Source organism: Parasphingorhabdus sp., assembly GCF_036964565.1.
In the GTDB taxonomy this organism is placed as follows: Bacteria; Pseudomonadota; Alphaproteobacteria; order Sphingomonadales; family Sphingomonadaceae; genus Parasphingorhabdus.
The window spans coordinates 17,314-37,912 of record NZ_JBALTN010000017.1 but is presented as its reverse complement, the minus strand read 5'-3'; the positions used below and the strand labels follow the sequence as shown (position 1 = coordinate 37,912).

21 protein-coding genes are annotated in these 20,599 nt (G+C 61.6%); 14 read left to right on the top strand and 7 right to left on the bottom strand.

From position 1 onward, the window contains the following. Window positions 1-401: 401 nt before the first annotated feature. From V7650_RS17185 to V7650_RS17160, 6 genes are all read left to right on the top strand, one after another. Window positions 402-1,931 (top strand): flavin-containing monooxygenase, encoded by a 1,530-nt coding sequence (locus tag V7650_RS17185; protein ID WP_335657442.1) that lies wholly within the window; start codon window positions 402-404, stop codon window positions 1,929-1,931. Between the two features lie 92 nt (window positions 1,932-2,023). Next, window positions 2,024-2,347 carry a PilZ domain-containing protein gene (locus tag V7650_RS17180; RefSeq protein ID WP_335657441.1) on the top strand — a complete coding sequence of 108 codons (324 nt, stop codon included), beginning with the start codon at window positions 2,024-2,026 and terminating at the stop codon, window positions 2,345-2,347. A 50-nt stretch (window positions 2,348-2,397) separates the two neighbouring features. Further along, the gene (locus V7650_RS17175; protein ID WP_335657440.1) at window positions 2,398-3,909 is read left to right on the top strand and encodes a flavin-containing monooxygenase; all 1,512 of its coding nucleotides are present in this window, start codon (window positions 2,398-2,400) and stop codon (window positions 3,907-3,909) included. A 39-nt stretch (window positions 3,910-3,948) separates the two neighbouring features. Next, window positions 3,949-5,367 carry a leucyl aminopeptidase family protein gene (locus tag V7650_RS17170; RefSeq protein WP_335657439.1) on the top strand — a complete coding sequence of 473 codons (1,419 nt, stop codon included), beginning with the start codon at window positions 3,949-3,951 and terminating at the stop codon, window positions 5,365-5,367. Window positions 5,368-5,385: 18 nt separating this feature from the next. Next, window positions 5,386-5,784, top strand: coding sequence for a hypothetical protein (locus V7650_RS17165; RefSeq protein ID WP_335657438.1), 399 nt, complete (start codon window positions 5,386-5,388; stop codon window positions 5,782-5,784). A 196-nt stretch (window positions 5,785-5,980) separates the two neighbouring features. Then, a complete protein-coding gene (locus V7650_RS17160; RefSeq protein ID WP_335657437.1) occupies window positions 5,981-6,658 on the top strand; it encodes a hypothetical protein in 678 nt (225 codons plus the stop codon). Window positions 6,659-6,862: 204 nt separating this feature from the next. On the opposite strand, the gene V7650_RS17155 is transcribed toward V7650_RS17160, so the two are convergent. The 3 genes from V7650_RS17155 to V7650_RS17145 form a co-directional block, all read right to left on the bottom strand. Beyond that, complete coding sequence (locus tag V7650_RS17155; protein ID WP_335657436.1) at window positions 6,863-7,783, bottom strand: class I SAM-dependent methyltransferase; 921 nt, start codon at window positions 7,781-7,783, stop codon at window positions 6,863-6,865. A 74-nt stretch (window positions 7,784-7,857) separates the two neighbouring features. Further along, a complete protein-coding gene (locus V7650_RS17150) occupies window positions 7,858-8,199 on the bottom strand; it encodes a hypothetical protein (RefSeq protein WP_335657435.1) in 342 nt (113 codons plus the stop codon). A 194-nt stretch (window positions 8,200-8,393) separates the two neighbouring features. After that, on the bottom strand, window positions 8,394-9,278 hold the full coding sequence (locus V7650_RS17145; RefSeq protein ID WP_335657434.1) for an OmpA family protein: 885 nt from the start codon (window positions 9,276-9,278) through the stop codon (window positions 8,394-8,396). Window positions 9,279-9,747: 469 nt separating this feature from the next. On the opposite strand from V7650_RS17145, the gene V7650_RS17140 reads away from it, so the two are divergent. The 3 genes from V7650_RS17140 to argC all read left to right on the top strand — a co-directional run bounded on the left by V7650_RS17140 (window position 9,748) and on the right by argC (window position 12,520). Next, entirely contained in the window at window positions 9,748-10,362 is a 615-nt protein-coding gene (locus V7650_RS17140) for an outer membrane protein (protein ID WP_335657433.1), read from the top strand. Between the two features lie 299 nt (window positions 10,363-10,661). Then, a complete protein-coding gene (locus V7650_RS17135) occupies window positions 10,662-11,582 on the top strand; it encodes a C40 family peptidase (RefSeq protein ID WP_335657432.1) in 921 nt (306 codons plus the stop codon). A gap of 8 nt (window positions 11,583-11,590) precedes the next feature. After that, complete coding sequence (gene argC, locus V7650_RS17130) at window positions 11,591-12,520, top strand: N-acetyl-gamma-glutamyl-phosphate reductase (protein WP_335657431.1); 930 nt, start codon at window positions 11,591-11,593, stop codon at window positions 12,518-12,520. Window positions 12,521-12,961: 441 nt separating this feature from the next. On the opposite strand, the gene lepB is transcribed toward argC, so the two are convergent. The 4 genes from lepB to pyrE all read right to left on the bottom strand — a co-directional run bounded on the left by lepB (window position 12,962) and on the right by pyrE (window position 15,914). Continuing rightward, complete coding sequence (gene lepB, locus V7650_RS17125) at window positions 12,962-13,825, bottom strand: signal peptidase I (RefSeq protein ID WP_335657430.1); 864 nt, start codon at window positions 13,823-13,825, stop codon at window positions 12,962-12,964. A 38-nt stretch (window positions 13,826-13,863) separates the two neighbouring features. After that, entirely contained in the window at window positions 13,864-14,265 is a 402-nt protein-coding gene (acpS, locus tag V7650_RS17120; RefSeq protein WP_335657429.1) for a holo-ACP synthase, read from the bottom strand. Window positions 14,266-14,589: 324 nt separating this feature from the next. After that, on the bottom strand, window positions 14,590-15,324 hold the full coding sequence (locus V7650_RS17115) for a pyridoxine 5'-phosphate synthase (protein WP_335657428.1): 735 nt from the start codon (window positions 15,322-15,324) through the stop codon (window positions 14,590-14,592). Further along, window positions 15,321-15,914: an orotate phosphoribosyltransferase gene (gene pyrE / locus V7650_RS17110; RefSeq protein ID WP_335657427.1), complete on the bottom strand. Its 594-nt coding sequence runs from the start codon at window positions 15,912-15,914 to the stop codon at window positions 15,321-15,323. Before pyrE ends, V7650_RS17115 begins: the two co-directional genes overlap by 4 nt. A gap of 238 nt (window positions 15,915-16,152) precedes the next feature. Between pyrE and coxB the strand changes: the two genes are divergently transcribed. From coxB to V7650_RS17085, 5 genes are read left to right on the top strand one after another with little or no spacing between them, the layout of a single operon-like run. Beyond that, the gene (gene coxB, locus V7650_RS17105) at window positions 16,153-17,226 is read left to right on the top strand and encodes a cytochrome c oxidase subunit II (protein ID WP_335657426.1); all 1,074 of its coding nucleotides are present in this window, start codon (window positions 16,153-16,155) and stop codon (window positions 17,224-17,226) included. Window positions 17,227-17,238: 12 nt separating this feature from the next. Then, entirely contained in the window at window positions 17,239-18,900 is a 1,662-nt protein-coding gene (ctaD, locus tag V7650_RS17100) for a cytochrome c oxidase subunit I (RefSeq protein WP_335657425.1), read from the top strand. A gap of 32 nt (window positions 18,901-18,932) precedes the next feature. Then, a complete protein-coding gene (locus tag V7650_RS17095) occupies window positions 18,933-19,838 on the top strand; it encodes a heme o synthase (RefSeq protein ID WP_335657424.1) in 906 nt (301 codons plus the stop codon). Then, window positions 19,835-19,996, top strand: a complete 162-nt coding sequence (locus tag V7650_RS17090) for a hypothetical protein (protein WP_335657423.1) — start codon at window positions 19,835-19,837, stop codon at window positions 19,994-19,996. The genes V7650_RS17095 and V7650_RS17090 overlap by 4 nt, the downstream gene beginning before the upstream one ends. After that, the gene (locus V7650_RS17085; RefSeq protein WP_335657422.1) at window positions 19,996-20,583 is read left to right on the top strand and encodes a cytochrome c oxidase assembly protein; all 588 of its coding nucleotides are present in this window, start codon (window positions 19,996-19,998) and stop codon (window positions 20,581-20,583) included. Before V7650_RS17090 ends, V7650_RS17085 begins: the two co-directional genes overlap by 1 nt. Window positions 20,584-20,599 lie beyond the last annotated feature (16 nt).

The following is a 20,599-nucleotide window of genomic DNA, read 5'->3' as shown; positions in this document are numbered from 1 at the left end:
TGCTTCACCCGCGCAGTCGCGCAATAACGATGCCGAGACTCTAATCGCAAATGGATGAACGTTGGGGGTCACGTCACTACCAGATTAATAGAAAAGTAGACAACTCTATTTCCTCATATGTATTTAAAATTTCTATTGATTTAGCGCTAAAGCAAGAGCCAGCTTTCGCACGTCTTTATATCAAATCACCGACCACCACACCCTCATCCAACTGCGCCTAGCCGCCTGCGCTGACGCTTCGGCGGCAAGGCTTCGTATCCTTCTCCCTCACGGGAGAAGGGGTGCTTCCCGCCGCCCGGTGCGGGAACCGCCCGCCCCCGTACTTAACCGCTCAGTTAAATCCCTGATTGCAACCGATGCCCGACAATGGCATGATGCGGCAAAAGCTGGGAGAGACGGCAATGGCTACGCAAATCGCAAGCAAGAGTGAAACGGCAGCGGAATCGGTCGACGTATTGATCGTCGGCGCCGGGATTTCCGGGATCGGGATGGCGGTGCATCTGCGCGACAAATGTCCGGGCAAGAGCTTTGCGCTGGTCGAGCGGCGCGACGAGATTGGCGGGACGTGGAACCTGTTTCAATATCCCGGCATCCGCAGCGACAGCGACATGCACACTTTGGGCTTCAAGTTCGAGCCGTGGACCGAGCAGAAGGCGATTGCCGACGGGCCGTCGATCATGGACTATCTGCACCGGATCAAGGCCAAGCACGACCTGGAAAAGCATATCAGGCTGGGCCACAAGGTGCTGTCGGCCAGCTGGTCGAGCGAGGAAGCGCGCTGGACGGTGACGGCGGAGAAGGGCGACGGGTCGCGGGTCGTGATGCACGCCAATTTCCTCTATGTCGGCGCCGGCTATTATGATTATGACGAGCCCTATGACGCGCAAATCAAGGGGCTGGGCCAGTTTTCCGGCGAGGTCGTGCACCCGCAGTTCTGGCCCAAGGATCTCGATTATGCCGGCAAGAAGGTGGTGATCATCGGCAGCGGCGCGACCGCGGTGACGATCGTGCCGGTGCTGGCCGAGAAGGCGGCGCACGTGACCATGTTGCAGCGGACGCCGACCTGGTATTTCGCGCGGCCGGCGAAGGACCGGCTGGCCAATTTCCTGCGCCGGATCATGCCGGAAATGTGGGCCTACCGGCTGATCCGCTGGAAAAATGTCAAGATGCAGGACCTGACCTTCAAGATGGCGCGGGACAAGCCGGACCGGGTGATCAGCAAGCTGGAGAAGCCGCTGAAGAAGGCGCTCGGCGACAAATATGTCAAGGAAGACTATACGCCGCCCTACGGCCCGTGGGAGCAAAGGCTGTGCCTGGTGCCGGACAGCGACATGTTCAAGGCGATCGCCAACGGCTCGGCCGAGGTCAAGACCGGGCGGATCGCGACGGTGACCGAGCGCGGGATCACGCTGGAATCGGGCGAGACGCTGGACGCCGACGTGATCGTCACCGCGACCGGGCTGAAGCTGGCGGTGGCCGGCAAGGTTGCGTTCGAGGTCGACGGCAAGCCGGTGCACTGGCCGGACCATTATTATTACAAGGGCTGCATGTTCTCCGACATTCCCAACCTGGCGATCGTGTTCGGCTATCTCAACGCGTCGTGGACGCTGAAGGCGGATATCGTGTCGGAATTTGCCTGCCGGGTGATCAATCACATGGACGCGACGGCGACGCGGATCGCCAACCCGGTGCCGCAGGGCGCGCTGCAGCAGGAGGAGCTGTTCGACTTTTCCTCCGGCTATCTGCGGCGGGCGATCGACGAGCTGCCGCGCAACAGCACCGCGATGCCGTGGAAGCTGAACCAGGACTATCTGTTCGACAGGAACGTGCTGCTGAACGATCCGGTCGACGACGGGGTGCTGCGCTTCTACGGGCCCAATTCGCAGGAGGCGGCGGGTGCCGGCGAGGCGGCGCTCGAGGCGGCGGAATAGAATCCCGAATCCGGACATGGGTTGCCGCCGGTTAACCCTTTGTTTAGCCGCCCAAACTATGGTCGCCTGCGAGGGGCGATACGATGGGTTACATGAGTTCACAATATCGAACGGTCCAGTCGGCGCTGATCGAGCATCGGCAGAGCTATCGCCATCCGGTGCAGATCCAGCGGGCGGCGATCCGCGCGCATGGCAAGACCGCCAAGCCGGGCGAGCTGATCGACCTGTCGATCTACGGCTGCCGGGTGGCGAGCAAGACCCGCTTTGCCGAGGGCGGCCGGGTGTGGCTGCGCTTCGAGGGTGGCAGCCCGATGCCGGCAACGGTGATCTGGTGCCGCGACGGCCATGTCGGCTGCCGCTTCGACGAAAAGCTGGATTCCGGTCTGTTCCGGCGGCTGACGCTGATCAGCGAATAAGCGTGCAGGCCTCTCTTGCCAACTGACATCACTGTCAGTAATAAGGCGGGATGACCGATGAAATCCTAGACGTCCTGATTGTCGGTGCCGGCCTGTCCGGCATTGGCGCCGCGGTGCACCTCACCAAAAGATGCAAGGGCAAGAGCTTTGCCATTGTCGAGGCGCGCGAGCGGCTGGGCGGGACCTGGGACCTGTTCAGATATCCTGGCATCCGCAGCGACAGCGACATGTATACACTGGGCTATAATTTCAAGCCGTGGACCGCCCGCCGGGCGATTGCCGATGCGCCGTCGATCCTGGCCTATCTGCACGAGACGGTCGCCGAATATGGCCTGGAGGACAGGATCCGCTTTGGCCAGAAGGTGATCGACGCGAGCTGGTCGAGCGAAGAGGCGCTGTGGACGGTCAGCCTGCAGCAGGCAGACGGCTCGCTGAGCAGCGTGCAGTGCAATTTCCTGCACATGTGCTCGGGCTATTACAGCTATGACGAGGGCCATGATCCGGATTTTCCGGGCAAGGCGGATTTCGCCGGGCCGGTGGTGCATCCGCAATTCTGGCCGGACGATCTCGACTATGCCGGCAAGAAGGTGGTGGTGATCGGCAGCGGCGCGACCGCGGTGACCCTGGTGCCGTCGATGGCGGAGACGGCGGCGCATGTGACGATGCTGCAGCGCTCGCCGACCTATATCGTGTCGCGGCCCGGCGAGGACAAATGGGCGCTGCGGCTGCGCCGGTTCCTGCCGGCAAAGCTCGCCTATCTGCTGACCCGCTGGAAGAATGTGCTGCTCGGCCTGTTCATGTTCAATCTGGCGCGCAAGAAGCCGGCGGCGTTCAAGGGCCGGCTGCTCGAGATGGTGCGCGAGGAAATGGGGCCGGACGTCGACATGGCCGACTATACGCCGAGCTATAATCCGTGGGACCAGCGCCTGTGCCTGGTGCCGGACAGCGACCTGTTCGAGACGATCAAGTCGGGCAGGGCGGATATCGTCACCGACCATGTCGAGCGCTTTACGAAGGACGGCATCCTGCTGAAATCGGGAAGGCTGCTGGAGGCGGATATCATCGTCACCGCCACCGGGCTGAAGCTGCTGGTCGGCGGCAGCGCCGCAATTTCGGTCGACGGCAAGCCGGTGAATTTCGGCGAGACGATCAACTACAAGGGCGTGATGTTCTCCGGCATTCCCAATTTCGGCATGACCATGGGCTATACCAACGCCAGCTGGACGCTGAAGGCCGACCTGACCAGCGAATATGTCTGCCGGCTGATCAACACCATGGAGCGCAAGGGCACGCCGATCGCGACGCCGACGCTGCCGGCGGGCGAGGCGATGGCGACCGATCCGATGCTCGATTTCAGCTCCGGCTATGTCCAGCGGGCGATCGAGGACCTGCCGAAGCAGGGCGACCGCAAGCCGTGGCGGCTCAACCAGAATTTCCCCAAGGATATCATCAATCTGCGGCACAAGGCGGTGGATGACGGAGCGATCGTCTTTTCCCGGCCAGTGGCGGCGGCCGAACGGCCCGCGCCGCGCGAGGAAGCGGCGGCAGTGGCGGCGGAATAGACACTCGCGCTGCGCCAAATCTGTGGCTATAGCCACGGCATGACCGATTTCAACGCACTGATCGCGGCCGACACCGGCCAGACCGCACGCAGCATCCGGATCGTGGACGCGGCCCATTTCGAGGAGTGGCTGAAAGACCAGCCGGACACGACCCGGGCGATGGTCAGGGCGGCGCAATTTTCCGGCAGTGCCGATACCCATGTGCTGTTGCCGGCAACGGCCGGCACAGGCGACGACAAGAGCGTCGCCGCGGATTTCCGCGTTGTCGCCGGGGTCGCCAGCCAGGAGCGGCTCGATCCCTGGTCGCTGGCCCGGCTGGGCGGCGGCCTGCCCGAGGGCCACTATCGCCTGGAAGGCGCCAGCGCCAAGGGCGCGCTGTTCGGCTGGCTGATCGGGCAGCATGAATTCGACCGCTACAAGGCGCTGCCCGACCGGCAGGGGCCGAGCGTGCTGCTGGTCGGCGATGCCATCGCCCAGCAGGACGAAGCGGTGCGCCAGGCGGAGGCCACCGCGATGGTCCGCGACATGGTCAACACCCCCGCCGCCGACATGGGCCCGGACCGGCTGGAAGAGATTGTCGAGAAGCTGGCGGACAAGCACGGCGCGGAGCTGAAGGTCACGCGCGGCGACACGCTGGCCGAGCAGTTCCCGATGATCCACGGCGTCGGCAAGGCCGCGATGCGCGCCCATGCGCCGCGGCTGATCGAGCTGAAATGGGGCAAGGCCGACCATCCGAAAATTGCCATCATCGGCAAGGGCGTCTGTTTCGACAGCGGCGGCCTGTCGATGAAGACCGGTGCCGGCATGCTGCTGATGAAGAAGGACATGGGCGGCGCAGCGCACGCGATCGCGCTGGCGCGGCTGGTGATGGAGGCGAAGCTGCCGGTGCGGCTGCACCTGCTGGTGCCGGCGGTTGAAAATGCGATCGACGGCAACGCGCTGCGGCCCGGCGACATCCTGAACAGCCGCAAGGGGCTGACCGTCGAGGTCACCAATACCGATGCCGAGGGCCGGCTGGTGCTGGGCGACGCGCTGACCCTGGCCGGCGAGGACGAGCCGGAACTGATCCTCGATTTCGCCACGCTGACCGGTGCGGCGCGGGTGGCGCTGGGGCCGGACCTGCCGGCGATGTTCTGCGACGACCGGGAGATGGCCGACGGGCTGCTGCGGGCGGGCGAGGCGGAAAGCGATCCGCTGTGGCAGATGCCCTTGTGGTCGGGCTATGATTCGATGCTGAGCAGCCCGATCGCCGATTGCGTGAACAGCGCCTCGGGCGGCTTTGCCGGCTGCATCACGGCGGCGCTGTTCCTGAAGAAATTCACTCCGGAAGCGGTGCCCTGGGCGCATTTCGATACGTTCGCCTGGCGGCCGACGGCCAAGCCGGGGCGGCCGGTGGGCGGCGAAGCGCTGGGGCTAAGGGCGAGCTGGCGGTATTTGCAGGGGCGGTTTGGAGTGTAGGGAAAGGGTTGCGGAGGGGTGCCGGAATGGCTGCTTTCGCCCCACTTGCAGTCATTGCTCATTGACAGCTATGTTCCGCAAATGGGCTTACTTGGATCTCTCAGAAATTATATTGATCGTGAGTGGGCGAAAGTCGACTGGTGTGGGCCACAGACGTTCCGACATAGGTTGTTGGCAGCGGCACCGTTAATTGTCTGCGGCGGGGCAATAGGCCTCTTCAGTGCGCCCTACTGGATTGAAATCTCCGGCATTTTGTTGGCGTTTGCTTTCTTCGGCCTGCTGACCTTGTGGATTGAAGGACGACGTCTCGCGGGCATTGGCGCGTTTTCAACCGAACGTTCCGAGAAATATATCCTACGCATAAATACCGAGCGGCAAAAGCGAGTTGATCACGGTGACGAGCATGATGTCCGCTAACCACCCATTTTGCGACATAAATGCGCGACCATGGTTAAATTAAGCAGTCCGTCAGCTATCGCCCCAGTTTCGGACATTCGCCATCGTCCGGCCTAGTCTCCGCTATGGGCGCAAAAGCGGACATTTAAAGTGGTGTACGGAATGGCCCCACTTCCAAATTATTGCCGACTTAGCAGAATTATGTGTATCATCTCGTATGTTGAAACTGTTTCTTGCTCTTTTCATTATGGCGTTGCCTGCCTGCAGTCAGGAACATGGTGATGCTCGCGATCCAATAGCATCAGCGGAAGTTCCGTTTTCAGACACATATTCCAACAACTTAATCCAGACATCCATGTCCTTTGCTGAGAGCAATGACCTCAGCTTTAGCAAAATTGTAGGTAGAAACGGGCTCAGTGTTGTTCTGAAAAACGATGTCATAAGGATTGGTTCAAAAGCAGATGGCAGCAGATTGAAGGTGGTGGTTATTGGGTCAGTAGACTTTGCTTCAATCGATCTCGCCAACCGCTACATAGACGCCGTCACTGGCATAGCCGAATCTGATTCCGGAATTCAGCGTAGCAGCGAGACATTTTTCGTAGACGAAGTTACATATGACGCTTTGCTGGAATGTTGGGTCGGTCAATGGCCCAATGGTGTCGCGGCGGCAGAGAATGCTCCTCCATCGGAAATCGTTGCAAACGATCAGCTGCAAGCCGCTAGTCAAGCAACGAAAGAAAACTGCCCTTTTGAAATAGACCGCTACCGGGATCAGATTGGTGCGCAGTTAACGAAAGCCGCTAAACTTTCAACGGCCGAGATTGAACAGCTCATAGATCAACGGTTGGATCGTGAGCTTGAGGAAATGTTTGGCGAGTATTGGAGCAGAGTCTAGGCCGTCCCGCCAATAGGTCATCACGTTAACAGTAGCTTGACCAATCCAAGTGTCCGCTTTCGGGTTGAAGCTGCCATTAGAAGCCGTTCGTCTCAATGACGGCTATCCACCCAATTTCTGTCTTTCTATTTGACCCCATGGAAAATAATGCGGCTGGTCACCAACCGCCCCCATCGCGGGCGTCAGGCTCATTCTGCGGTGCCTCTAACCTGCCTTGCCGATCACAAGGCGGAGCGGGCCGTCAAAAAATGGCTGGGAGCGTAGGTGACCGTATTTTTTGTCCCATCGGCCGCTCACCAAATCCGCAGACAATTCAGACACGAAGCGTTTGACTGCAGCCCTGGGCACGAGGCTCCAGCTGGAACAGGCCAACCGCGCCTCTTCGTTCAGAAATGCTTCCGGTCGTCCGTAATAGGCCTCATTGAAACCGTCCTGGCATGCGAGCGGAATCGGCACATTCTGGACAACAGTGTTGTTGCCAAGTGCCGCCGTGATGCGCTTGATCGATGGAAAGCGGCTTGCCTCCACCTCGCGGACTTCAGGAATATAGTCGCTCAGCCAATAATCCAGCATCAGGTCCGGATCACAGACCAGCAGCACGACGGGGCCGCGGGTCACTCGCCGCATTTCGGCAAGGCCCGCTTCCAGGTTCGACCATTGATGGACCGTCACTGACGCCATCGACGCATCGAAGCTCTGGTCCTCGAACGGCAGATCTTCGGCTACCGCGTCGATCGCCGCGGCGAGATGTGGCGGGCGCTGCGCTCGCATCGAAGCCGACGGTTCAACCGCCGTTACCTTACAATGCGCAGGTTCGTAGGATCCAGCACCGGCACCCACGTTCAAAACCGTTTCCGCATTGCCAAGTGCGCGGTGAATCTGCGCCTCAATTATGGGATCAGGCTGGCGAAAGCGGCTGTAGGTTCGGCCAATCTCGGCATAGTCGACATCGCCCGCACTGCCGTCCGTCTTTCGTCCCTTGCCCATGGCTTCTCTCCATCTCGCACCTGTTTTATTGAGCAGTCCGCTTCTTGCCACCAGATTGAACCAGACCGTCCGCTCTCCATCCATGTCCAGTTCGAAACCATGTTGGCCGGCCAATATACCGGGGTGAGAGCGGATCATTGCTCGAAACTGAGACCAAAACCAGTGAAAGTCGAATTGGGTTCCACGCTCCGCCGTCCATGACGGGAAGCGAGTTATTTGCCCCACCCGGCGAGCGACTTGGCGACCAGCCGCAAGTAGAAAGCATGGAGTGCGACGCACAGCAGTGCGACGCAAGCGATCGCCGGGATGACGAGGCCTTCCTCCCCGGGTCTTGGCGAGAGAGCGATGGAAGCGACGACCATCGCACCCAGTAGCAAGGCAAGCAAGACCGGGAAAAATGCGAGGGCGAAGCGGCGCGGCGCGGTTCTGATCACCGTGCCGTCGAGCAGCCATTGCATCGGCAATGTCGTTTCGCTGCGATAGCGGGCATCGGCCCGCCGCGACATTTCCGCGACCATGATGATCGCCACGATCGAGATGATAGACTGGAGCATCCTACAAGCCCTCTGTGTCTATTCATTTTAGACTTCTCACCGGTTTTTGCAACCAGATGCGGAAGCTCCATCGAACGCCTGGTCCCGTCGAGCGGTCGATGGGGAGGAACGGCCATTCGCCTGCTGTCATATCGAGAAATCCGGCGATCCGTGGTGCCGGGATGCGCCAAAGCGCATCCCGTTTTGTCTCTGGCCTACAGGCCGTCGAGGCCCTTGCTGACCAGGATATTCACTGCAACCCGGCGGTTCTGGGCCTTGCCCTGCGGGGTGTCGTTGCTGGCCAGCGGGTCGGCCTTCGCCATGCCGGTCGGGGTCAGCATGCGATAGGGCTTCCAGCCGCAATATTGCTGGATATAGTTGACGACGCGGCCGGCGCGTTTCTCGCTCAGTTGCTGGTTGAGGTCGTCGCTTCCGGTCGAATCGGTATAGCCGACGACCAGCAGCAGCGCGTTGTCCATGCTCTCGGCGGCCTGGGCGGTGGCGCACAGGTCGGCCTTGCCCCGTTCGGACAGGACCGCCTTGCCGGTGTCGAAATTGACGTTGGTCGTGCCCTTGACATTATACTGGTCGATGTCGCCCATGCGGCCGCGCAGGGCCTCGGTCGCCGCGGTCTGTTCGGCAAAGCCCTGGGCGGTGCCGCTGCGGATCATGCTGGCCGTCTTGAGGTCGCTGTTGCGCAGGCTGATCTGGCTCGCCACCAGCTCGCCGCCGGCCTGCACGGTTTCGACCGAGACAGGCAGGCCGTTGAGCAGCGAATCGGCGGCCAGCGTTTCGCGGCCGAGACCGAGGAAGCCCTTGCTCGCCTTGATGATCGTGGCGTCGCTGAGCGCGACGACCGTGTTGGCGCCGTCATCGGTGGTGACCTGCAGCCGGTTGTCGCTGCGCGCGGAGATAATGCCCTCGATTTCCGGTCCTGCCGGGGCGGATGCCAGATCCGGCTCGGCATAGGGGGCTTCCTGCTGGCCGGAGACGATGATGTCCTCGCGCGTGTCCGGCTGCGCCGACAGGCTGGCCGGGGCCGCGATCGCGATCATGCCCAGCAGGGCGGTGGTTGTCTGTGTGGGGGAAAATCTGTTCATCAAAATGCTCCTTCAAATGGCCTGGACCGGGGATGTCCGTTGCCGGACATGCGCCCGCCCGCGCGGTTGCCGAGAGGGCGGCAGCGAAGGGCCTTGTCCCTTCGCCGTCCAGAATCTACCGCATGGACCGCCTGAGTGGTCAGGCCAGCCTTGCTGGCGGATGAACATGGTCGCGGTCAGGGGTCATTGCGGGGGTGACCCGGGCAATGGGTGCGGCGAACAGTTGCCAAGGGGGTGGGCCGGAGCGATCAGCCGGCGGAAATATCCTGCCGTTTTCGGCGGCCGAAATTTTTTGTCCGGGCCCTTGCAATCGAGCGGCGCGACACCATCGAAACCCCGATTAACGCGTTATATTTGCAACAGAAAATGGAATTTTTGCGCGAAGCGTTCTTGTTCATTGGAGCGCAAGGTCAGCCTCCTATTTGGCGTCTTGCCCCCAACTGGCAAATTTTAAACTAAAGGACATTTTATGAAGAAGAGCATTTTGGCAGCAGCACTGACAAGCGTAATCGTTGCGACGCCGGCGTTTGCTCAGGACGCGACCCCTTTCACCGGACCCTATGTCGGAGGCGTCCTCGGCGTCGACAGCGTGGAACTCGATTCCGCGGGCCTCGAAGGTGACGACCAGGGCACTGTATATGGCGGCGTGATCGGCTATGACATGAACCTGGGCGGTTTCATCGTCGGTGTCGAAGGTGAATATACCGATTCGGAAGCCGGCCATTCCGAGCGCAATATCCTTGTCGCCGGTGACGAAGCCAGCCTGAACGCCGGCCGCGATCTCTACGCGGGTGCGCGGCTCGGTTACCAGATCGATCCCAACGCCATGCTGTACGTCAAGGGCGGCTATACCAATGCCAAGGCGAAGCTGAGCTATGACGACAATGCGGGCAATGCCTTTTCCGGTTCCGACGAGCTCGACGGCTATCGCGTCGGCGGCGGACTGGAAGCGTCTGCGAACAACATGTTTGTGCGTCTGGAATATCGCTATTCCGACTATGGCAAATATGAAACCAGCTCGCTGGTCCCCAATATCGACACGTCGCGCCACCAGGGCGTGGTCATGGCGGGTATCCGTTTCTAGAACGCAAACCGCCTTGTACCAGGATTGAGAGAACCGGGGGCCGCGTGCCTCCGGTTTTTTCTTGTCAGGCGGATCACCGGGATCGTGGCCCGTTCCCGTTCGGGACGGCCGGTGGCGGTCTCGCCCGATCCGGCCGGGGGCCGAAATACCGGCCGCGACGCCGGGCTTCTGCGACGCCGCTTGATTAACCGGCCCGAGGTCGTTTAAAGGCGGCCGATTGTCTTCATTTTGTAATATGGCGCACCCGCCGCAAAATTCGGAGATTCTCGTTCGATATTGGGGTTTCTATACGCATGGACATGAAAGCTGCAGACACCGGCGCGCACGCAAAATTCGCGCTGATCGGTCCGGAAGGGGATTTCGATCCCCGGATCACCGCGCATCGCGGCGATCTGGCCGACATCGCGCTGGCCGGCAAGATGTTCGCCCCGCATTATGCCGAGCCGATGGCGATGCGCTGTTCCGCGCCGAAGGCGATGATCCGCCGGCACAGCGGCAAGGATCACGAAGCGATCTCCGAGCTTTTGCATGGCGAGGATTTTCACGTGCTCGACATCGCCGGCGACTGGGCCTGGGGCTATTGCGGCCATGACGGCTATGTCGGCTACATCCCGGTGCACGCGCTGCAGCACCGCAAGAAGACCCCGGAGCCGACCCATCTGGTCGCCGCCCGCGCGGCACTGATCTTCATCGCGCCGGACTTCAAGTCGGGGGTGATCAAGCGGCTGCCGATGGGCGCGCGGATTGCCTGCGGCGAAGCCAGCGCATGCGGATCCTATCTGAAGACCGGCAAGGGCTTTGTCCATGTCCGCCACGTCCAGCCGATCGGAACCAAGGTCGTGTTCGACGGCAGCAACGGCACCGCGGCGCTGGCCGAGCAGCTGGTCGGCGCGCCCTATCTGTGGGGCGGGCGCAGCGGCGACGGGCTCGACTGTTCGGGCCTGGTGCAGATGATCATGATGCTGACCGGCGTAGCCGCGCCGCGCGACAGCGACCAGCAGCAGGCGGCGCTGGGCGCGGAAATCGCGGCGGATGACAGCCTGCGGCGGGGCGACCTGGTGTTTTTGCCGAACCATGTCGGCCTGATGGTCGACCAGGAGCGGATCATCCACGCCAGCTCGCACAGCATGCAGGTGTCGATCGAGCCGCTGGCCGATGTCGTCGCGCGCTATGCGGCGGACAGCGACCAGCCGGTACTGGCCCGCAAAAGAATGTCCTGAGACGGATCATGACGCAGACTGTTTTCATCGATGGTGCCGTGGGCACGACCGGCCTGGAGATCGCCGAACGGCTGGCGGGGCGGAGCGAATTTTCCCTGGTCGCGCTGCCGGAAGCGCAGCGCAAGGACCTGGCGGCGCGGCGCGAGGCGATCAACGACAGCGATTTCGTCATCCTCTGCCTGCCCGACGATGCGGCGATCGAGGCGGTGGCGCTGATCGCCAATGACCGCACCCGCGTCATCGATGCCTCGACCGCGCACCGCGTGGCAGACGGCTGGGCCTATGGCTTTGCCGAATTCCGCGAGGGACAGCGGGAGCGCATTGCGGCGGCGCGCCTCGTGTCCAACCCAGGCTGCTATCCGACCGGCTTTCTGGCGCTGGTCGCGCCGCTGATTGCCGGCGGTCTGCTGCCGGCCGACTGGCCCTATGTGATGAACGCGGTGTCCGGCTATTCGGGCGGCGGCAAGGCGCTGATCGAGCGCTTTGCGGCGGAGCCCGATCTGGGGTTTCGCAGCTATGGCCTGAACCTCGACCACAAGCACATGCCGGAGATGAAGCAGCATAGCGGGCTTCGCCATGACGTGATCTTCGCGCCTTCGGTGATCCGCGCGTTCCGGGGCATGCTGGTCGACATTCCGCTGCACCTCGGGGCGATGGGATCGGTGAGCGCCGACGAGCTGCTGGCGGAGCTGAGCCGTTTCTATGCCGGCTCGCCGATCGTGTCGGTGCAGGGCGGCAGCGGCCTGTCGGAATTGCTGATCGGCGAGAAGGACGCGCCGACCGACCGGCTGGAGCTGTTTGTCTGCGGCAATGCCGGCGGCTATCACGCCCGCCTGATCGCGCGGCTCGACAATCTCGGCAAGGGTGCGTCGGGTGCGGCGGTGCAGAATCTCAATATCATGGCCGGGCTGGACGAGACCGCGGGGTTGCGGCTCTAGTCCTGGTTTCAGTGAAGTAGAAGCATCGACACTCACGCAAACAAGCCTCTCCTCTTCAAAGGAGGGATTGGGGTGGTGTCTCTCAGCAAAGCGCCGTCGCCATTTTATCAAAGTCCCTACCGACCGCACCATCCTTGTTCGCTGACGCGAGCGGGAGGATCTAGTCTTCCTCGAACCACAGCTTTCTGACGAGGAATGGGCTTATGTTCGGGTTCCTATTCTCCCTTCTCCCGGGAGGGAGAAGGATACAGAGCCTTCTCACTTTAGCGATTAGGCGGCGTTGGATGAGGGCGTTTTGTACTCTGAAGCGCAGAACACCCTCATCCAGCTACGACTAGGCAGCAAGCTGCCAAGTCTGCGCATCCTTCTTCCTCACGGGAGAAGGGTCGGGATTGCCGGACGGTTATTTCTACACAACTGAAACAGACTTCAGGCTTTCCCCTACTCGGCTGCTTCGGTCCTGTCGGGGCGCAGGCTGGTGCCGGCGCGGCCGCTGCGGAAGGAGCTGAACCAGCTCAGCGGGTTGAGCGAGGTGGTGCCGTCGAGCGAGAAGGTGATGAACTCGGCGCGGCCGCCGATATTTTCCCACGGGATCGGGCCGCCCAGACCGAGCGGGCTGGAGACGCGGCTGTCGGCGCTGAGATCGCGGTTGTCGCCGAGCAGATAGACCTCGCCTTCCGGTATCTGGACCGGTGCAACATCGTCGGTATATTGCGGGCCAAGGTCGATGATGTCGTAGCTGACGCCATTGGGCAGGGTTTCGCGCAGGATCGGCAGGTTGCAGACCGCATTGCCGGCCGCATCGGTGCCGCGGGCGCCGGGGAATTCATGGTCGCCGCAGGGCGAATTGGCATCGATCGGCACCTGCAGGTCCGGCTGGACGTCCTGGCGGACGGCAATGCCGTTGAGAAACACCTGGCCGCCACGCAGCTCGATGGTGTCGCCGGGCAGGCCGATCACCCGCTTGATATAATCGCTGCTCTGGTCCCTTGGTGTCAGGATGACGACGTCGCCGCGTTCCGGCAGGCTGCCGAACAGGCGGCCCGACACGCGCGGCACGATATGGAAGGTCGGCGAGACCCACGACCAGCCATAGGCATATTTGCTGACGATCAGCCGGTCGCCGACGAGCAGGCCGGGCATCATCGATACAGACGGGATGTAGAAGGGCTTGGCAACCAGGCTGTGGAAGGCCAGCACCGCGAGGAGCAGCAGGGCGATGCTCTTGATTTCGCCGATCCAGTCGGTCTTTTCCTTTTCCGGCTTGCCGGCGCTCTTGCTGTCGGCGGTATTGTCTAGTGCCATATGAGAGTCTCTGGTTTCCTGGTCCATGCGCGGCGTGATTAAAGCGGGTGGGCTTCGATGATCACGAACGCCTGCGCCCATGGATGATCGTCGGTGAGTGTGAGATGAACGAAGGCCTCATATCCTGCCGGAGTCAGCGCGTCGAGGCGTTTTTTGGCGCCGCCGGTGAGGGCCAGCGTCGGCGCGCCGCTCTTTGCATTGATCACACCAATGTCCTTCATGAACACGCCGGCGCGAAAGCCGGTGCCGACGGCTTTCGAATAGGCTTCCTTGGCCGCGAAGCGCTTGGCGTAGGTGCCGGCCTTGGTGAACGGGCGCCGCGCCGCCTTGGCGCGTTCGAGTTCGGTGAACACGCGCAGCTCAAAGCGCTCGCCGAACCGGTCGAGCGAATTCTGGATCCGCTCGATATTGCAGAGGTCGGAGCCGAGACCGATGATCATTTTAAATTAATCCCCAACCGATGTTGATGGCCACAACCACTGGAAAGACAGTGAGGGACCAAGAAAGTTGCCGGGTCTCGCGGCGATTGCCATGACGCGTTCGCGCTTCCGACGCGAGGAGCAACAATCTACCGCTAACAATAAGGGGAATTATACAGAAAATCAGCAAAAGTTGCAGGTTGTGCCACCATGGACGTAGCTCCCACGCAAATCCGATCACGGACATCATGCCGAGGGAGTATACAGAAAGTAAGGCAAACATACCAATTGGCAAGATCCAGAGAGTTTTGTTGACCGTTCGGCGAGATACTGGAGTTTGTTCCATCACCGCGCATCATCCATCAATGCGCGCATCTGGCGGATGCTGCCGTCGAGGCCGCTGATAATGGCTTCGCCGATCAGGAAATGGCCGATATTGAGTTCGCGGAGCTGCGGAATGGCGGCGATCGGGATGACATTGTCGAAGGTCAGGCCGTGGCCGGCGTGGGGTTCGATGCCGTTTTTGGACGCCAGCGCAGCGGCATCGGCGATCCGGCGCAATTCGGTTTCGCGTTCGGCACCGCCGAGTTCGGCATAATGGCCGGTGTGAAACTCGACCACCGGCGCGCCGAGGCGGATGGCCGCCTCGATCTGGCGCGGGTCGGGCTCGATGAACAGGCTGACGCGGATATTGGCCTCTTTCAGCTGGCCGACAAAATCGGCGAGCCGGTTGTGCATGCCGGCCGCATCCAGCCCGCCTTCGGTGGTCCGCTCCTCGCGATTTTCCGGGACGATACAGGCGGCGTGCGGCTTGTGGCGCAGGGCGATGGCCAACATTTCGTCGGTCGCCGCCATTTCCAGATTGAGCGGAATGGTCAGGCTGTCCATCAGCACCGTCAGATCATCGTCGCGGATATGGCGCCGGTCTTCGCGCAGATGGGCGGTGATGCCGTCGGCGCCGGCTTCGGCCGCGATCAGGGCTGCGCGCACCGGCTCCGGATGGTCGCCGCCGCGGGCGTTGCGGATGGTGGCAACATGGTCGATATTGACGCCGAGCCTGAGAGCGCGCGGATCGCTCACGCGGCCGGCACCTCGGCGCGGCTGCCGGGCTTGACGGCAGGGATGGCCGCCAGTTCGGGGGGGAGATCATCGGCGGCGTAAGAGGGAATGTCGAGCGTCAGCAGCGGGAAGAAGGGTACGTCGAATTGCGCCGCTCCGTTCGACCGGTCGACCAGCGCCCCGGCGGCGATCACCTCGCCGCCCGCATCGCCGATCGCCTGGATCGCTTCGCGGGACGACAGGCCGGTGGTGACGACATCTTCCATCATCAGCACCTTCTGGCCCGGTTCCAGCCGGAAGCCGCGGCGCAGCTCGAATGTGCCCTCGGGCCGTTCGAGAAACAATGCGTCGAGGCCAAGGGCGCGGCCCATTTCATGTCCGATGATCACGCCGCCCATTGCGGGAGATACGACGATATCGATCGACCGGCGGATATTCTGCGGGATGGCTTGGGCCAGCGCGGCCGCGATGCGCGCCGCCCGTTGCGGGTTCATCAGCACCCGCGCGCATTGCAGATACTGGGCGCCGTGGCGGCCGGAAGAGAGGATGAAATGGCCCTCCAGCAAGGCATTGCTGGCTCTGAATTCGGCTAATATCTCTTCTTCGGTCACTCGTTCATCCCGCACTGTTCCCCTTGCTTCTGCCCAAATGGGCATATTGCCGCCGCAATGCCAGAGAAATTAAGGTCAAAAAACTGAAAAAATATCCATTCGGTAGCTTGAGGCTTACGGCAACCATGCCTATAAGCCGCCCCAATCGGACTATTTCAGGCCGTACTCGCCGATTCCATCTGTCGAGTGATTGCCGGAAAACTACCGAAATTTGGGGTAAGATAGGGTTGAGCGATATATGACTCATTTTGTGAAAGCTTGGATTTTGGCCATCGGCCTGATTCTCACGCCGGCAGCATTGTCGGCGCAGGAAGCATTGCCGTCAGCGCCGGTCGTTGATCCGGCAGCGACCAGTGCGCCGCAAGCAGCAGATGCACCGGCTGCGGCCGAAGCGGCTCCTTCGGGGCTGGATCCTGCGCTTTATACCCCCATGAAGCCAACCCCGGGGATCGGCATGCCGGTCGATGGCGGCATCGATTTCCAGCAGCAGTTCAGCGAAACCGGCGAAACCGCGCACTGGATCAACAATGCCATTCTGGTGCCGATGATGGTCGGCGTGAGCCTGCTGGTTCTGTTCCTGCTGTTCTGGGTGGTCATCCGCTTCCGGCGCGGCGCCAACCCCGAACCGTCGAAAACGACCCACAATACGTTCATTGAAATTATCTGGACGGTGATTCCGGTGCTGATCCTGGTGGTCATCGCGGTGCCGTCGATCAGCCTGCTGGCCCGCCAGTTCGAGCCGGCACCGGAAGATGCGCTGACCGTCAAGGTCACCGGATACCAGTGGTACTGGGGCTACAGCTATCCCGACAACGGCGATTTCGAAGTCATTTCCAATATGCTGACCAAAGAGGAAGCGGATGCCCGCGGAGAGCCTTATCAACTGGCCGCCGACAACCGGATGGTCATTCCGGTGGGTAAGCCGGTCAAGCTCCTGATCACCGCCGCCGACGTCATTCACAGCTTCGCCCTTCCTTCGGCCTGGTTCAAGCTTGACGCGGTCCCCGGCCGGATCAACGAGAAGGTCCTGCAGATCGACCGCGAGGGCGTCTATTACGGCCAGTGTTCCGAATTGTGCGGCGCGCGGCACGGCTTCATGCCGATCACCGTTGAAGTTCTGTCACAGGAAAAATTCGACAACTGGGTTCGCGCCAACGGCGGCACCGTCAAGGGCGAGGCAGCCATGAACGAAGTCAGTGCCGAAGGCGCTGGCGCGGAAGAAGAAACCTCCACTGTCGTGGCGCCGGAAATGGTGCCCGCGAATTCCACCGGATCGGCCGCACCTGCGGCTGCCGCGCCAGTTACGCAATAAGGGTAAGTGACCATGACAACAATCACAGCAGATGGCCATATCGATGATCACGCGCATGACGCGGATCACAAGCCGGCCTTTTTCCAGCGCTGGTTCATGTCGACCAACCACAAGGACATCGGCACCCTCTATCTGATCTTCGCGATTGTCGCGGGTATCATCGGCGGTGCGATTTCCGGTCTGATGCGCCTCGAGCTGGCCGAACCCGGCATCCAGTATCTGCAGGCATGGGCCAGCATTTCCAACGGCAGCGAAGCGTCGCTCGACCAGGCCTACCACCTGTGGAACGTGCTGATCACCGCGCACGGCCTGATCATGGTCTTCTTCATGGTCATGCCGGCGATGATCGGCGGCTTCGGCAACTGGTTCGTGCCGCTGATGATCGGCGCGCCGGACATGGCCTTCCCGCGGATGAACAATGTCAGCTTCTGGCTGCTGGTTCCCGCTTTCCTGCTGTTGCTTGGCTCATCCTTCGTTCCCGGCGGTACCGGCAATGGTGCCGGCACCGGCTGGACGGTCTACGCGCCGCTCTCGACGAGCGGGTCGGTGGGTCCGGCGGTGGACATGGCGATCCTGTCGCTCCACCTTGCCGGCGCGTCGTCGATTCTCGGCGCCGTCAACTTCATCACCACCATCTTCAACATGCGTGCGCCGGGCATGACCCTGCACAAAATGCCGTTGTTCGTGTGGTCGGTGCTGGTCACCGCATTCCTGCTGCTGCTTGCGCTTCCGGTACTGGCTGCGGCGATCACGATGTTGCTGACCGACCGCAATTTCGGCACGACCTTCTATGACGCCGCTGGCGGTGGTGATCCGGTGCTGTACCAGCATCTGTTCTGGTTCTTCGGTCACCCCGAAGTCTATATCATGATCCTGCCCGGTTTCGGCATGATCAGCCATATCGTCGCAACCTTCAGCCGCAAGCCGGTGTTCGGCTATCTCGGCATGGCCTATGCCATGGTCGCGATTGGCGTGGTCGGCTTCGTCGTATGGGCGCACCACATGTTCACCACCGGCATGTCGGTCAACGTGAAGATGTACTTCACCGCAGCCACGATGGTGATCGCGGTGCCGACCGGCATCAAGATCTTCTCGTGGATCGCGACGATGTGGGGCGGATCGATGAGCTTCAAGACGCCGATGATGTGGGCGCTTGGCTTCATCTTCATGTTCACCGTCGGTGGCGTGACCGGCGTCGTGCTGGCCAATGGCGGCATCGACGACAACCTGCACGACACCTATTATGTGGTTGCCCACTTCCACTATGTGCTGTCGCTGGGCGCGGTCTTCTCGATCTTCGCCGGCTTCTACTACTGGTTCCCGAAAATGTCGGGCCGGATGTACAATGAACTGCTGGGGCAGCTCCATTTCTGGATCTTCTTCATCGGCGTGAACATCCTGTTCTTCCCGCAGCATTTCCTCGGCCAGCAGGGCATGCCGAGGCGCTATGCGGACTATCCGGAGCAGTTCGCCTACTGGAACCAGATCAGCTCTCTCGGCTATGCCGTGATGCTGGTCGGCGTGCTGATCTTCTTCGTCAACATCGGCTACTCGCTGTTTGCCGGCCGCAAGGCTGTCGGCAATTACTGGGGCGAAGGTGCAACGACGCTGGAATGGACGCTGTCCAGCCCGCCGCCGTTCCACCAGTTCGAAACGCTCCCGCAGATCAAGTGATCTGAGGGGCAACCGGAAGCTTGGAAGACAAAATGACCACGGTGTCACACTCGATACAAGGCCTGGCCAGCGCGAAGGATCTCTTTGCGCTGACCAAGCCGCGCGTGATGTCGCTGGTCATTTTTACCGCTCTGTGCGGGTTGCTGGCGGCGCCCGGCAGCATCCACCCGGTGATCGGCTTTACCGCGATCCTCGCGATCAGCCTGGGGGCAGGGGCTTCGGCCGCGCTCAACCAGTGGTATGAATCGGATATCGACGCGGTGATGAAACGGACCAGCCAGCGGCCCTTGCCCGCCGGACGGATGGACCGCGAAACCGCACTGCATTTCGGCATCGGCCTGTCGGTCTTCTCGGTGCTGCTGATGGGTGTCGCGGTCAACTGGTTCAGCGCCGCCTTTCTGGCCTTTTCGATCTTTTTCTATGCCGTCGTCTATACCATCTGGCTGAAGCGCAGCACGCCGCAGAATATCGTGATCGGCGGCGCCGCCGGTGCCTTCCCGCCGGCGATCGGCTGGGCCGCGGTGACCGGCGACGTGACGCTGATGCCGGTGCTGCTGTTTGCCATCATCTTCTTCTGGACGCCGCCGCATTTCTGGGCGCTGGCGCTGTTCGTCAACAGCGACTATTCCAAGGCCGGCGTGCCAATGATGCCGGTGGTGGCGGGGCGCCAGTCGACCCGTCGGCAGATTTTCGGCTATAGCGTGATTCTGGCGGCGGTGGCGGTTGCGCCCTTCGTGCTCGGCCTGGCCGGCGCGATCTATGGTGCCGCGGCGATGGCGCTGAGCGCCGTCTTTTGCGGCCTGTCCTGGCAGGTCGGCTGCAGCCGGACGACCGAGCCGAAGGACATGGCGGCAGAGAAGCGATTGTTCAAATTCTCCATCCTCTACCTGTTTGCGCTGTTCGCAGCGGTAGTGGCCGACCGGTTGATCCTGGCATGAGCGACATTGATCCCAACAAGGCGCCGATGACCCGCGAAGAGCAGAAGCTGTTCCAGGCCCGGCAAAAGCAGCGGGCGATCATCATGGCCGGGCTGCTGATGTTCATGGTCGTGCTGTTTTACCTGATCACCATCGTGAAAATCGGGTCGGGGTCCTGATGGCCTTCGCGCCAAGCTCGCTTTCCGGCAGGAACCGGCGCAGCGCCCTGATGGCAGGCGCGATGGGGCTGGGCATGCTCGGCCTCGGTTTTGCAGCGGTGCCGCTCTATGAAGTCTTCTGCCGGGTCACCGGCTATGGCGGGACGACCCAGCGCGTGGGCGAAGCCCAGGCAGCGACCGTCCAGAGCACCAGCCGGGTGATGTCGGTGCGGTTCGATTCCAATGTCAATTCGGCCCTGCCATGGTCGTTCAAGCCGGAGCAGGCGGTCGATCACGTGACCGTCGGTGCCCGCGACATGGCGATCTTCATCGCCACCAACAACAGCGACCAGCCGGTGGTCGGAACCGCCACCTTCAACGTCACGCCGCTGCTGGCCGGGCAATATTTCAACAAGGTCCAGTGTTTCTGCTTCAGCGAGCAGGTGCTGAAGCCGGGACAGACGATGCGGATGCCGGTGCTATATTATGTCGATCCGGCGATACTCGATGATCCGGAAACCAAGGACATTCAGGAAATCACGCTGAGCTATACCTTTTATCGTTCCACCGACGAGCAGGCGCTAGACGCCGGCAAGAGCGATAGCTAAGAGAAATTTGAGACAA